The sequence below is a fragment of the Pseudonocardia sp. Ae331_Ps2 genome (genome assembly GCF_001932405.1).
GTDB lineage: Bacteria > Actinomycetota > Actinomycetes > Mycobacteriales > Pseudonocardiaceae > Pseudonocardia.
This window is the reverse complement of sequence record NZ_MCIM01000001.1, coordinates 3628208-3641781: the sequence shown is the minus strand read 5'-3', so window position 1 is coordinate 3641781 and position 13574 is coordinate 3628208. Positions and strand designations below refer to the sequence as shown.

Sequence of the window (13574 nt, the reverse complement as noted above, 5' to 3'; positions counted from 1 at the left end):
GAACGCCCCTACCGGGCCAGCCCGCGCAGCTGACGCGAGATCACCGACAGCGTCGCGAGGTCCAGCGACGCCGACGCCCCGATCTCCTCCAGCGCGCTGCGCGCGCGCGACAGCTTCGAGGCGTTGGCCTGCTCCCACGCGGCGATGGCCTCGTCGACGTCGGTGCCGGGCGGGGTCTCGCGCAGCGCGTCGAGGGTGATCGAGCGCAGGGAACCGTAGAGGTCGTCGCGCAGCGCGAGCCGGGCCAGCGCGTGCCAGCGGTCACCGCGGTCGAGCCGGGACACCGCGGTCAGCGCCTGGTCGACCCCGAGGTGCTCGGACAGCGCGTAGTAGAGCCGGGCGACCTCGGCGCCGGGCCGCGGCTCGGCCTCCCGGTCGGACAGCTCGACGAGCTCGACCACGTCGAGCAGCCCGTAGGCGTAGAGCGACAGCGCCGCCGGGTCCACCATCTCCGCGGGGACTCCGCAGTCACGCAGCTCCGCGGCGCGGGCCTGCACGGCGTCGAGCTCGCGGCCCTGCAACAGCTCGGGCAGCTGGGCCCGCAGCTCGGCGATCGGCCCGGCGAACCGGTTGATCTCGGCGCCGACGGCCAGCGGCTGCGGTCGGTTGGTCAGGAACCAGCGCGACACGCGGTCCAGCAGCCGTCGCGACTGCAGGACGACACCGTCGGCGACGGCGACCGGGACGTCGGCCCGGCGGACCGCGTCCCACAGCGCGGGCAGCTCGAACACCCGGGTGGCGACGGTCCAGGCACGCACGACGTCGTCCGGCCCGGCGGAGATCTCCTCGCCGAGGCGGAACGCGTAGCTGATCCCGGCCCCGTCGACCATCTCGTTGACCAGCGAGGTGCCGATGATCTCCCGGCGCAGCGGGTGGTTGCGCACGGCGTGGGCGAAGCGCTCCCGCAGCGGGTGCGGGAAGTAGGCGGGCAGCGTGGGCGCGAACGCGGGCAGGTCGGGCAGGTCGGTCTGCAGCAGCCGGTGGGTCAGGTCCAGCTTGGTGTGGGCAAGCAGCGTCGACAGCTCGGGACCGGTGAGGCCGAGGCCGGCGGCGGCGAGCCGGGCGAACCCCGCCTCGTCGGGCAGCACCTCGAGAGTGCGGTCGAGCCCGGTGCGCTCGGCGAGGTCGGTGACCATCCGGGCGTGCACGGCGACCATGCCGGGCGCGTGTGCCCTGGCGACCCCGAGCACCTCGTTCTGCGCGACGTTGTCGGCGAGCACGAGCTCGGCCACCTCGTCGGTCATCGACGCGAGCAGCTCGTTGCGGGCGTCGCGGTCCAGGGTGCCGTCAGCGACCGGGCGGTCCAGCAGGATCTTGATGTTGACCTCGTGGTCGGAGCAGTCGACGCCCGCGGAGTTGTCGATGGCGTCGGTGTTGATCCGCCCGCCGAGACCGTCCGGGCCGCCGTGGCGGGCGAACTCGATCCGCCCGCGCTGGGTGAGCCCGAGGTTGCCGCCCTCGCCGACGACCCGCACCCGCAGGGCGCGGCCGTCCACCCGGATGGCGTCGTTGGCCTTGTCCCCCACCTCGGCGTCGGTCTCGCCGGACGCCTTGACGTAGGTGCCGATCCCGCCGTTCCACAGCAGGTCGGCGGGGGCGAGCAGGATCGCGTGGATCAGCTCGGGCGGGGACATCGCGGTGACCGTGTCGGCCAGCCCGAGCGCGGCGCGCATCGCCGGCCCGACCGGCACCGACTTCGCGGTCCGCGGCCACACCCCGCCGCCGGCGCTGATCAGGGAGGTGTCGTAGTCGGCCCAGGAGCTGCGGGGCAGCTCGAAGAGCCTGCGGCGCTCGGCGTAGGAGGTCGCGGCGTCCGGCGTCGGGTCGACGAAGACGTGCCGGTGGTCGAACGCGGCGACGAGCCGGATGTGGGGGGACAGCAGCATCCCGTTGCCGAACACGTCGCCGGACATGTCACCGATACCGACGACGGTGAACTCCTCGCGCTGGGTGTCGACGCCCAGCTCGCGGAAGTGCCGCTTGACCGACTCCCACGCCCCGCGGGCGGTGATGCCCATGGCCTTGTGGTCGTAGCCGACCGAGCCGCCGGAGGCGAACGCGTCGCCCAGCCAGAAGCCGTAGGACTCGGCGACGGAGTTGGCCAGGTCGGAGAACGTGGCGGTGCCCTTGTCCGCGGCGACGACGAGGTAGGAGTCGTCGCCGTCGTGGCGGACGACGTCGGTGGGCGGCAGCGTCTCGGTGGAGCCGTCGGCGCGGGTCAGCAGGTTGTCGGTGACGTCGAGCAGCCCGGAGATGAAGGTCCGGTAGCAGTCCCGGACGTGCTCGGGTGCCGGTGCGGGCCAGCGCACGACGAACCCGCCCTTCGCCCCGACCGGGACGATGACGGCGTTCTTCACCGCCTGGGCCTTGACCAGGCCCAGCACCTCGGTGCGGTAGTCCTGCTGGCGGTCGGAGAAGCGCAGGCCGCCCCGGGCGACCGGGCCGAACCGCAGGTGCACGCCCTCCACCGCGGGCGAGTACACGAAGATCTCGAACCGCGGACGCGGCAGCGGCATGTCCGGCACGGCGGCCGGGTCCAGCTTGAAGGAGAAGAACGGGCGACCCCGGAACCAGTTGGTCCGCAGCGTCGCCTCGATGACGGCGAGCAGGCCCCGCAGGATGCGGTCGGCGTCGAGACCGGACACCTCGTCGATCAGGGTGGTGACGTTCTCCAGGGCCCGCTGGTGGGCGGCCTGGCGCTCGTCGGGGTCGGCGGTGGCCGGGTCGAACCGGGCCCGGAACAGGGTGATCAGCCCCTGGGCGACCTGCGGGTGCGCGACCAGGACCCCGGCCGTGTACTGGAGCGTGAACAGCCCGCCGAGCTGGCGGGTGTAGCGGCTGTAGGCCCGCAGGACGGCGGCCTCGCGCCAGTGCAGACCGGCCCGCAGGACGAGCGCGGAGAACCGGTCGGACTCGGCGTCGCCCCGCCAGGCGGCGGCGAACGCCTCCTCGAAGCGCCGACCGGCGTCCTCGACGGTGACCGTCGGGACCGCGGGCGCACCGGCGGGCTGCGGGGGCCGGAGCCCGAAGTCGTAGAGCCAGCAGCGACGGCCGTCGGGGCGGCGGAACTCGTAGGGCCGTTCGTCGACGACCTCGACGTCGAGCTGCTGCAGCAGCGGCAGCACTCCGGTGAGGGTGACCGGGTCGTCGCCGACGTAGAGCGCGAACCGGATGTCGCCCTCGACGCTGCGGTAGAGACGCAGGTCGAAGGCGTCCTCGCCCTTCTCCCCCAGCGTCATCAGCCGGCGCAGGTCCTCGACGGCCCGCAGCGGGGTCACCGTGGCCTTGTAGGACTCGGGGACGCCGGCGAGCATCGGGCGGGCAGCGGGCCCGGCGTCGCCGAGCGCGGCGACGAGCAGGTCGTCCCAGGTCCGGGTCGCCTCGGCGACGTGGTCCTGCAGCTCGGCCAGGTCCACCGTGGGCGCTTCGGCGCCGGGGTCGGTGGTGATCGTCAGGTGCAGCAGCGCCAGCTCGGCGTCGCCGACCTGGGCGGTGTAGCTGACGTCGGTGCCGCCGAGCCGGGTGCGCAGGATGTCGGTGATCTTGAGCCGGGTCGCGGTCGTGTAGCGGTCGCGCGGCAGGTAGACCAGGCAGGACAGGAAGCGTCGGTACGGGTCGGGGTGCACGAACAGGCGCACCGCGCGGCGGGCGCCCGCCTCCAGCACACCGACCGCGGTGTCGTGCAGGCGTTCCTGCGACGAGGTGAACAGCTCCGCGCGGGGCAGCTGGGAGAACACCTCGAGCATCTGCTGCCCGGAGTAGGAGTCGGCCGGGAAGCCCGCGCGCCGGATCGCGCCGCGGATGCGCCGGGCGACGACGGGGATGTCCAGGACGGACTCGTGCCGGGCCGGCACGGTCAGCATCCCGAGGAAGCGGTGCTCGCCGGTGACGGTCCCGTCGGCGTCCCGGGTGCGGACGCCCACGTAGTACGGGTGCACCGCGCGCAGGACCCGGCTGCGCTCGCTGGCGCGGGTGAACAGCAGCAGGCCCGCGGGGTCGGCGGCGCCGGTCTCCTCGGGGAGGAAGACGTTCGCGCCGGCGTCGCCGGGGCGCAGCACACCCAGGCCGGTGTCGGTGTCGGGCCGCAGCTGCCCTTCCGGGCCGCCCTCGCCGTCGGTGCGCCGCGAGTAGTGGCGGTAGCCGACGAACACGAAGTGGTCGTCGACGAGCCAACGCAGCAGGTCGGCGACCTCGGCCGGGTGCACGTCGTCCTCGTCGGCCTCGACGGCCGTGGCGGCACCGGCACCCGAGAGGTCGTCGGCGAGTGCACGGGCGCGCAGGGTCATCGCGGCGGTGTCGTCGACGACCTGCCGGACCGCGGCGAGGGTGCGCTCCAGCTCGGCGTGCAGTGCGTCCGGGTCGAGATCCCCGGAGGACACGACGTCGACGTGCATCCACGACTCGACCGAGGCCCCCTCGGTGGGGTCGGTCGGGTCGGCGTCGGTGTCGACGCCGGTCAGCGTGCCGTCGTCGGCGCGGTGCACGACCAGGATCGGGTGCACGACGCGCCGCGCGGTGCCTCCGGCCCGGCCGATCCCGGCGAGCACCGACTCGACGATGTAGGGCATGTCGTCGGTGACGATGTCGACCGTCACGGCGTCGCCCCCGCCGGTGGTCACCCGGACGGCGGCCCGGCCGGGTTCGCGGTGCGCGCCGAGCCCGAGGTGGGTGTCGACGACGGTCGCCGGGCCGGGCAGCTCCGTGCCGCCGGCCGTGTCGGTCTCGGGCGTGTGCCGGGCGTAGAGACGGACGAGGTCCGCGGCGGCACCGCTCCCGGGGCGGGGATCACCGCCCGGCCCGTCGGTGCTCGTGGTGTTCCCGGTCTGCCCCGTCGTACCGCTGCTCACGATCCACTCCGGCCCCGTGCGTGTGCTGACGGCAGTCACCCTATCCCGCGGTACCGACGCCACCGGCGGACCGCCGACGGCCGCGCTCGCGACGACCGGGCGAACGGTTCCCCGCGTCCGGTCAGATCTCGCGGTAGGCCGCGAGAGCCCCGGCGAGGAGATCGGCGAGGCCCATGTCCTCGGGGATCGCGGCGGGCTCGGACGGGGCAGGTGTCGCCGAGGCGCCCGGCGTCTCGTCCGTCGATGACGACGTCGTCTCCGGGCGTTCTGTCGTTTCCGGCCGCTCGGTCGTCCCCGAGTGCTCCGTCGTCCCCGGATACTCCGTCGTCCCCGGACGCTCGGTCGTCCCCGGCTCCGTCGCACCCGTGTGTTCGGCTCTCGCGGATGGCGCGTCGTCCGAGGTCGCGGGGGTGCCCGCCTCGCCGTGCTGCGGCTCGGTCGCCGGACGGTTCGCGGTGGTGGATCCGTTCGCGGTGCCCGGGCCGTTCACGGGGGTCGGTCCGCTCGTGGCGGACGGTCCGCTCGTGGCGGCGCCGTCGTCGGTCCCCGGAGCGACGACGGCCGGCGTACCCCGCACGACGGTCGGTCCGGCCGCGGTACGCAGTGTCCAGGTCCCCGCGCCGCTCCCGTCGGGCTTCCCGGACGCACCGTGCGCAGCGCTGTCGTTCCGGTGGCCACCGCCCCGGACGGAGGTGGTCCCGTTCCCGTCGAACAGTCCTGCGGTCCCGTCGTGTCCGTCGTCGGTCGGCGGAGTGACATCCCGCTCACGACGACGGGGCAGCGCGGACTCTCCCGCCCCGTCGTCGACCCCGGACCACCGCACCGGCAGTCCGGAACGTTCCCGGGCCGGGCCGTCGTGCCGGGAGGCGGCGCCGTCCGTCCCGGGGAGGTCGAGGTGGGCCCGCACGGCCTCGGCGAGGCGCCGGTCCGGTTCCGGGGGCAGCGCGAACCGGGTGTCCAGCGGGTCCGGTGCCGACGTGCGGTCCACCGGAGCGGAACCGCCCCACACCTGCGACGTCGTGGTGCTCTCCGGGTCGGTGGAGTCCGTGCCCGCCGCACCGCGGTCGGACGGGGCCCGGACGGCGTCGTCCCCGGCAGAGGGGCGCGGCTCCGCGGTGCTCCCGGAGGCGCGGTCCCGGCCACCGGGGCCGGGGCCGGCCAGGTCCCGGGCGGTCCGGTCGGGGGGCGTCGGGCTCCCGACGGGTCCGTCGGAGCGCCGCCGCCCGCCGCTCCCGGGCCGGACGGTGAGACCGACAGCGCTCAACGACCTCGCCGCGTCACCACCGGCCCGTCGACGCCCACCCCGGCCCGCGCCTCCGCCGGTCAGGTCCAGCGGTGTGGCCAGTGCCGGCCCGGCGACCGGCTCCGGGGCCGACGACCCACCGCCGTCCGACCGGTCCGCCTCGGCGTTCCGTGTCGTGCCGGAGTGTCCGTCGGCCCGGTCGCGTACCGAGGAGGCCTCGGGGAGGGGCGCCGGTGTGTCCGGCCCGGTCAGCTCGGTGACGATCTCCTCGCCCTCGACACCGTGCGGGCCGACGGCCTGCATCCGCAGGGACGCCCCCGCCGGCAGCCCGCCCCGGCGCACGCGGGCGCCGAGGTGCGTCGCGAGCGACCGTGCCCAGAGCAGGACGGTGACGTGGTCGACGTCGGGCAGGATGACCCGCACCGTGTCGTCGTCGCGACGCGTGGTCCCCGACGGCGGGACCAGCCGGCGGGTCCGGACGACCACGTCGTGCAGGGCCCCCACCGCCGCCGTGCCGGTGATCGTCTCGAGATCGCCGTCGACCAGGTCGAGGACGATCGACCGCTCCGCCGGACCCGGTGGCCCGGTCGGGGTCGCAGGGGCGGCCGGGGTCGCAGCCCGACCCGTCTCCGGAGCACGGCCCCCAGCGCGCCCGCTCCCCTGATCGGTGCGCGTGCCGGTGTCGGCGGGGGGCGGCTCGGGCGCCGCCCGATCGGCGACGACGGTCGGCTCCGGAACGGGAGATCCGTTCCGGTGGTCGCCGGCGCGGCCTGGGTCGTCCGCGCGATCCGCGCCGTGGTCCTCGCCGGACCGGTGGGCCCCGTTGCGTCGTGTTCCGTTCCGTCGTCCGGACTCGGCCGGGACGTGGGACCCGTTGCGGGGCGCGGCGGGAGGCGGCTCGGGGGTACGCCACTCGGCCAGGAGGGCATCGGCGAGCGGTGAGCCACCTGCCGCGTCGGGGGTCCACGACGGACCGGTCCACGAGGGATCCCGAGGTGCCGTCGACGCCGGCTCGTCCGTGAGGAGACCGGAGATACCCAGCGGGTCGGCGGGGTCGATGCCCGTGGGTCGTTCGCGGCCGCTGCTCGTGGTGCCGTCGACCCCACGGTCGGCTGCCCCGGCTGCCTCCGCAGGGCCCGCAGGGTCGGGTCCGGTCGCCTCCGTGGTGCTCGTCGTGTCCGGACGGGCTGTCCCCGGGCGCCCGGTGGTGTTCGGCGGGCCGACCGTCTCCGCGGGGTCCGTGGTGTCCGGCGCGGCAGCCGTCTCCGCGGGGCCCGTCGTGTCCGCGAGACCCGTCGTGTCCCCGGGGATCGTCGTGTCCGGGATCGTCGTGTCCGGCGCACCGGTCGCCGACGACGTACCTGGTGCGACGCCGGCGTCGCCGGTACCGCGACCGTTCCGGTTCGCGCCGGCGGACCGGTCCACGGTGCGGTCGTCGCGTGACGGATCGGCAGGTCCGGCATCGTTCGCCGTGCCGGGGCCCAGGAGCAGGCTCGCCGAGGGCGCCCAGCGCAGCGGGAAGCGTCCGGGCAGGTCGTTCGCCGGACGGCCGTTCGCATCCCCGGGTCCCGCGGCGTCGTCGTTCCCGGGCCGGGCCGGCCGGCCGTCCCTGGCCCCGCCCGAACGGTCGTCCCTGCTCGGCGTGCCGGTGGAGCGGTCCTCCCCGGGCCGGTCGCCGGCAGGACGGCCGCGGTCGGACTCGGTGGGTCCGGTTCCGGCGGGTCGGTCGGTCCCGACCCACGCACCGACCGGTTGGTCCCCGACCGGCGTCCCGGTGGACCGGTCGTCCCCGGCCCGCTCGTCCCTTCCGGACGGCGACACGGCCCTGCCGGAGCCGGTCCCGGCGAGACCGCTCTCCGACGCACCGCGACCGGCGTCCTCCCGGGCCCCGGCACCGGGCCCACCGCTCGGGGCCCCGGCGACGGTGCCTCCGGTGGCAGCCGGACGCTCCGCGGATGCGGCTGGCACTCCGCCCGTGCGCGGGAACGGGGTGGGCCGCTCGGCGGTGGTGAGGACGTCCGCGAGCGGCAGCAACGCCGCCATCGCGGCGCGGAAGCGCGTGCCGCGGTCGCGATCGATCTGGTCGGCCTCCATCGCGGCCCGCATCGCCTCGAGGGCATCGCGGTACCGGCCCGAGCCCTCGTGCAGCTCGGACTGGGCGGTACGGCAGGCCGCGACCAGCGCGGGGACGCCCGCCTGTTCGGCGCCGTCAGCGGCCTCCACCAGGGCGCGGGCGGCGTGGTCCGCACGGCCCGCCTGCACCCGGGCGAGCGTGAGCCGCAGCAGGACGCCCTGACGGCCGGCGTCCGCGGCATCGCGCTGTGCGGCGGCCGCGGCGACCGCATCGGCCGGGACGTGTCCGGAGTCGAGCAGTGCAGTGATCCATTGGCTGAGCAGCGCCGCGGCGAGGTGGGTCGACAGGGGGCGGGCCCCGGGCCGTTCCGGCGTCCAGCCGAGCTGGGCCAGGCCGCGCAGCGCGCGGTCGACGGCGGCGTCGTGTTCGCGCCGCGCCCGGTGGACCGATCCGACGACGAGGTCCGCGTACGCCGCGGGCTCACCACCGAAGCCGGACCCGCAGGAGTCGACGTCGCTGCGCAGCCGCTCGAGTTCGGCGGCGGAGGCCCCGGCCAGTGCGCAGCGCACCTCGACCGCGAGCCGGTCGAGGCGTAGCAGCCCCGGGTCCTCGCCCGGTGCGTCGTCCGGCAGTCCGACGACGAGTGCCCGAGCCGCCTCGAGCTCACCGTCGGCCTGGGCGACCCCCGCCAGTTCCACCCGCAGACGAGCGCCCTCGGGGCGGGTGAGCACCTCGGTACCGGGCGCGCGGAGCGGGACCGGGACCGGGACCGGGACCGTGGTGTCACCCGCGGTGACGTGACCGGTCACCCCGGCGACGACGGCGGTGGCGACGTCACGGGCGTCCCCGCCGGCGGCGTGACCGTCGAGCAGCCAGCCCGCAGCCTGGAGCCAGCGCAGATCGTCACCGTCTGCGCCGGCTCGCCCGCACGCCTGCTCGGCCAGCTCCGCGGTGAGCAGCGGCCGCTGCCAGCGCAGGGCCGCCGCTGTGCGCAGCTCGGCCGTCGTCGCGCCGGCGGCCCGACCTCCCAGGTCGAACGTCACATCACCTCCCGTGAGTGACACCACCGTCCGGACCTCCCGGCGAGCCGGTCACCCGTCTCCGGGGACCGGACCGACCGGATGGCGAGGTCCGGACCGGGCGGTGATCAGTCGCGGGTGAGCTTACGGTGGGTGACCCGGTGCGGTCGCGCCGCCTCCGCGCCGAGCCGCTCCACCTTGTTCTTCTCGTAGGCCTCGAAGTTGCCCTCGAACCAGAACCACGCGGCCGGGTTCTCGTCGGTGCCCTCCCACGCCAGGATGTGCGTGCAGGTCCGGTCGAGGAACCAGCGGTCGTGGGAGATGACCACGGCGCAGCCGGGGAACTGCTCGAGCGCGTTCTCCAGCGAACCGAGGGTCTCGACGTCCAGGTCGTTCGTCGGCTCGTCGAGCAGGATCAGGTTGCCGCCCTGCTTGAGCGTCAGCGCCAGGTTGAGCCGGTTGCGCTCACCGCCGGACAGGACCCCGGCCGGCTTCTGCTGGTCCGGGCCCTTGAACCCGAACGCAGCGACGTAGGCGCGCGACGGCATCTCGGTGTTGCCGACCTGGATGTAGTCGAGTCCGTCGGAGACGACCTCGAAGACGGTCTTCTTCGGGTCGATGCCGCCGCGGTTCTGGTCGACGTAGGACAGCTTGACCGTGTCGCCGATCTTGACCTCGCCGGAGTCCGGGTGCTCCAGCCCGACGATCGTCTTGAACAGCGTCGTCTTGCCGACACCGTTCGGACCGATCACACCGACGATGCCGTTGCGCGGCAGCGTGAAGGAGAGGTCCTTGATCAGCTGGCGGCCGTCGAAGCCCTTGTCGAGGTGGGAGGCCTCGACGACCTGGCTGCCCAGACGCGGGCCCGGCGGGATCTGGATCTCCTCGAAGTCGAGCTTCTTGTGCCGCTCGGCCTCGGTCGCCATCTCCTCGTAGCGGTCGAGCCGCGAGCGGCTCTTCGCCTGACGCGCCTTCGGGTTGGAGCGGACCCAGGCCAGCTCCTCCTTCAGCCGCTTCTGGAGCTTCGCGTCCTTCTTGCCCTGGACGGCGAGACGCTCGGCCTTCTTCTCCAGGTAGGTGGAGTAGTTGCCCTCGTAGGGGAAAGTGCGTCCCCGGTCGAGCTCGAGGATCCAGCCCGCGACGTTGTCCAGGAAGTACCGGTCGTGGGTGACCGCGAGGACGGCGCCCGGGTAGCTCGCGAGGAACTGCTCGAGCCACAGGACACTCTCGGCGTCGAGGTGGTTGGTGGGCTCGTCGAGCAGGAGAAGGTCGGGCTGGGACAGCAGCAGCTTGCACAGCGCGACGCGCCGGCGCTCACCACCGGAGAGGTGGGTGACCTGGGCGTCCCCGGGCGGGCAACGCAGCGCGTCCATCGCCTGCTCGAGCTGGGAGTCGATCTCCCACGCGTCGGCGTGGTCGAGCTCCTCCTGGAGCTGGCCCATCTCCTCCATCAGCTCGTCGGTGTAGTTGGTCGCCATCTCCTCGGCGATCGCGTTGTACCGGTCGAGCTTGACCTTCACGTCGCCGAGGCCCTCCTCGACGTTCCCGAGGACGGTCTTCTCCTCGTTGAGCGGGGGCTCCTGCTGGAGGATGCCGACCGTCGCGCCGGGCTTGAGGAACGCGTCGCCGTTGTTCGGGTTCTCCAGCCCTGCCATGATCTTGAGGACGGTCGACTTCCCGGCCCCGTTGGGGCCCACGACACCGATCTTCGCCCCCGGCAGGAAGCTGATCGACGCGTTCTCCAGGATGACCTTGTCGCCGTGCGCCTTACGCACGTTCCGCATCGTGTAAATCAGATCCGCCACGATGCGATGGTAGATCGGGCCGGCTCAGCCGCTCGAGGCCGGTGCGGTCGTCAGCCGCGCGAGCTCCTCGACCTCCGCACTCTCTGCCTCGTCCGGCTCGTCGTCGTACCCGTCGTGGTCCGGCGCCTCGGTCGGCGGGACTCCCCACCGGGAGACGGCATCGTCGGCGTCGCGGACCGACGGAACCGACGGACCTGAGTGCACCGACGGACGCGGCGCGACGGCCGCCGGGGAGAAGCGGATGTCGAGCCCGACGCTCGACGGCTCGATCCGGATGCTCTGCCGCACGTCGCCCTCCCGGCCCGTCCACTCCTCGACGTACATCCGGCCGATGACAATGACGCGGTGCCCCTTCTCGAAGGTCCGTACCGCGTGCTCTGCCAGGGTCCGCCAGCACGTCACCGTGTAGTAGGTGCAGGTGACGTCGCGCCACTGCTCGGTCATCGGGTCCTTGCGTCGGTGGTTCACCGCGACCATCAGGTCCGTGACCGGGATGTTGTTCGCGGTGTAGCGCAGGACGGGGGTGCGGGTCAGGTTGCCGACGATGGTGGCGGTGTTGTCGCTCATCGGATCCTCCGGAGCTCTCGGGTGCGTTGTCCCCATGAGCTTCACCCGCCCACGCCCCGTCGACGGGGTCGCTTCGCTGTCTGTGGACAACTGCGCCCATTGGGGATGAGTGGCCATCCCATCTGGACGGAGCCACGGAGATTGTCGGGCCGCTGTGCCTGCCCTGGCCTCTCGCCTACCCCGACGTGTCCAGCGTGGTGGCCGACACTCCCGTGAGCAGCGACGACGACAGCCGCACGGAATCCTCACGTCGCGGATCTCCGATGGGCCTGGATGCACGCAGGACCCTCTGCCCAGCGGAGCGGGCACCGTCGCGCGTCCACCACCCTCATGATCCGGTCACGCCGGACGAGGGCCACTGTCCGCACAGAACTGAGATGCCGGGGGGGGGCAGCGGGGTTCCCGGTGCGATCGTCAGTAGAGCGCTGACGGGGCACGTCACGGAGATGCGCTACGACCGGCCCCGGTGGTGGCCCCGCGGTGGAGCATGCGACCACCAGGGATCGATCACCGGTTCACGGACATGGCCGGCAGCGCGGCAGGACCTACTGCGCCCACGCTGATCTCCGGACCACCGTGCCGCGACCACACTTGGCCTGGAAAGCGTGCGGGCCTGGCCGACGGCTCCTCGTGTGTCGACGACGCCGTGGGTGCCGATCTCTGAGGGCTTTGGTGGCTGGTGTTGCCGCCGGGGGTGGCTGGTGTTGCTGCCGGCGGTTGTTCTCGGCCGACTGGGTGCCTCACAAGCGAGACTCCGCCTGTGTGTGCCTTATTGGCCCTGGCGTGCTCTCTCGCCGGTGGTGGAGAGTCGCGGGCTAGCCGGTGGTGCAGGGTCACGTCTTATCGATGGTGCAGAGTCGGGTGCCGAGCAGCGTCATCGGTGGAGCAGCGTCATCGGTGGACCGGGGGTCGCCGTGGCCCCGGCCCCGGGCCGAGTCCCCGCCCACTCTCACCCCGCATCGCCCTGCCTTACCGCGCCTCATCCATCGCCGCGGGTGCGTTCGACCTCGCACACCGTCCTACGACCTCGCAGACCCTGCAGCAGATGCGAGGTCACAGAAACCTGTGCCCCGTGCCCCGCCCGGCTCACAGCCGGCGCAGAACAGAACAGAACGGGACAGAACGGGACGGGACGGGACGGGACCGACTCCACAACCGAAAGCGGGCCCAGAGCACAGGCACACAACGCCCCGCACCCCGCCGGGCGCACTGTGGGCAGCGCTGTCGTGCCCTGGCAGCCTACGGAGAGCCGACCGGAACAGAACCCAGAAAACAGGAAACGCCCCGGACAATGAAGTCCGGGGCGTTTCCTGATCATGTTGAATGTCGGCGGCGACCTACTCTCCCACACCCTGGCGAGTGCAGTACCATCGGCGCTGGAAGGCTTAGCTACCGGGTTCGGAATGGGACCGGGCGTTCCCCTACCGCAATGACCACCGACAACACTATTCAACAAACCCCCACACAAACATGGGGGGACCTACGAACACACAACCCGCACAGGGTTGTGGGCTCAGGGTCACACAGTGGATGCGAACAACTCGTTGTGGCAAGCCCTCGGCCTATTAGTACCGGTCAACTCCACCCCTCACAGGGCTTCCATCTCCGGCCTATCAACCCAGTCATCTCCTGGGAGCCTTACCCACTCAAAGGTGGTGGGAGACCTCATCTTGGAACAGGCTTCCCGCTTAGATGCCTTCAGCGGTTATCCCTCCCGAACATAGCCAACCAGCCGTGCCCCTGGCGGGACAACTGGCACACCAGAGGTTCGTCCGTCCCGGTCCTCTCGTACTAGGGACAGCCTTCCTCAAGTCTCCAACGCGCGCGGCGGATAGGGACCGAACTGTCTCACGACGTTCTAAACCCAGCTCGCGTACCGCTTTAATGGGCGAACAGCCCAACCCTTGGGACCTACTCCAGCCCCAGGATGCGACGAGCCGACATCGAGGTGCCAAACCATGCCGTCGATATGGACTCTTGGGCAAGATCAGCCTGTTATCCCCGGGGTACCTTTTATCC

4 protein-coding genes, 1 rRNA gene and 1 other annotated feature (1 of these 6 cut by a window edge) are annotated in these 13574 nt (G+C 73.0%); all 5 genes read right to left on the bottom strand.

Going from position 1 to position 13574, the window contains the following annotated elements; translation table 11 throughout:
- Positions 1 to 8 precede the first annotated feature (8 nt).
- The 5 genes from Ae331Ps2_RS17485 to rrf all read right to left on the bottom strand — a co-directional run bounded on the left by Ae331Ps2_RS17485 (position 9) and on the right by rrf (position 12996).
- Positions 9 to 4850, bottom strand: a complete 4842-nt coding sequence (locus Ae331Ps2_RS17485; protein WP_083696294.1) for an NAD-glutamate dehydrogenase — start codon at positions 4848 to 4850, stop codon at positions 9 to 11.
- A gap of 118 nt (positions 4851 to 4968) precedes the next feature.
- Complete coding sequence (locus Ae331Ps2_RS17480; RefSeq protein WP_075307696.1) at positions 4969 to 9207, bottom strand: hypothetical protein; 4239 nt, start codon at positions 9205 to 9207, stop codon at positions 4969 to 4971.
- 104 nt (positions 9208 to 9311) lie between these two features.
- Positions 9312 to 10988 carry an energy-dependent translational throttle protein EttA gene (ettA, locus tag Ae331Ps2_RS17475; RefSeq protein WP_075307698.1) on the bottom strand — a complete coding sequence of 559 codons (1677 nt, stop codon included), beginning with the start codon at positions 10986 to 10988 and terminating at the stop codon, positions 9312 to 9314.
- A 24-nt stretch (positions 10989 to 11012) separates the two neighbouring features.
- Positions 11013 to 11555, bottom strand: coding sequence for a single-stranded DNA-binding protein (locus Ae331Ps2_RS17470; protein ID WP_075307700.1), 543 nt, complete (start codon positions 11553 to 11555; stop codon positions 11013 to 11015).
- A gap of 1324 nt (positions 11556 to 12879) precedes the next feature.
- Positions 12880 to 12996 (bottom strand): 5S ribosomal RNA (rrf, locus tag Ae331Ps2_RS17465).
- A 116-nt stretch (positions 12997 to 13112) separates the two neighbouring features.
- Positions 13113 to 13574: a sequence feature (23S ribosomal RNA rRNA prediction is too short), on the bottom strand; it runs 63 nt beyond the window's last position.

Coding starts and splice junctions, on each gene's coding strand:
- Ae331Ps2_RS17470 (WP_075307700.1), bottom strand. CDS start 11,555: ATGAGCGACAACACCGCCACCATCGTCGGCAACCTGACCCGCACCCCC.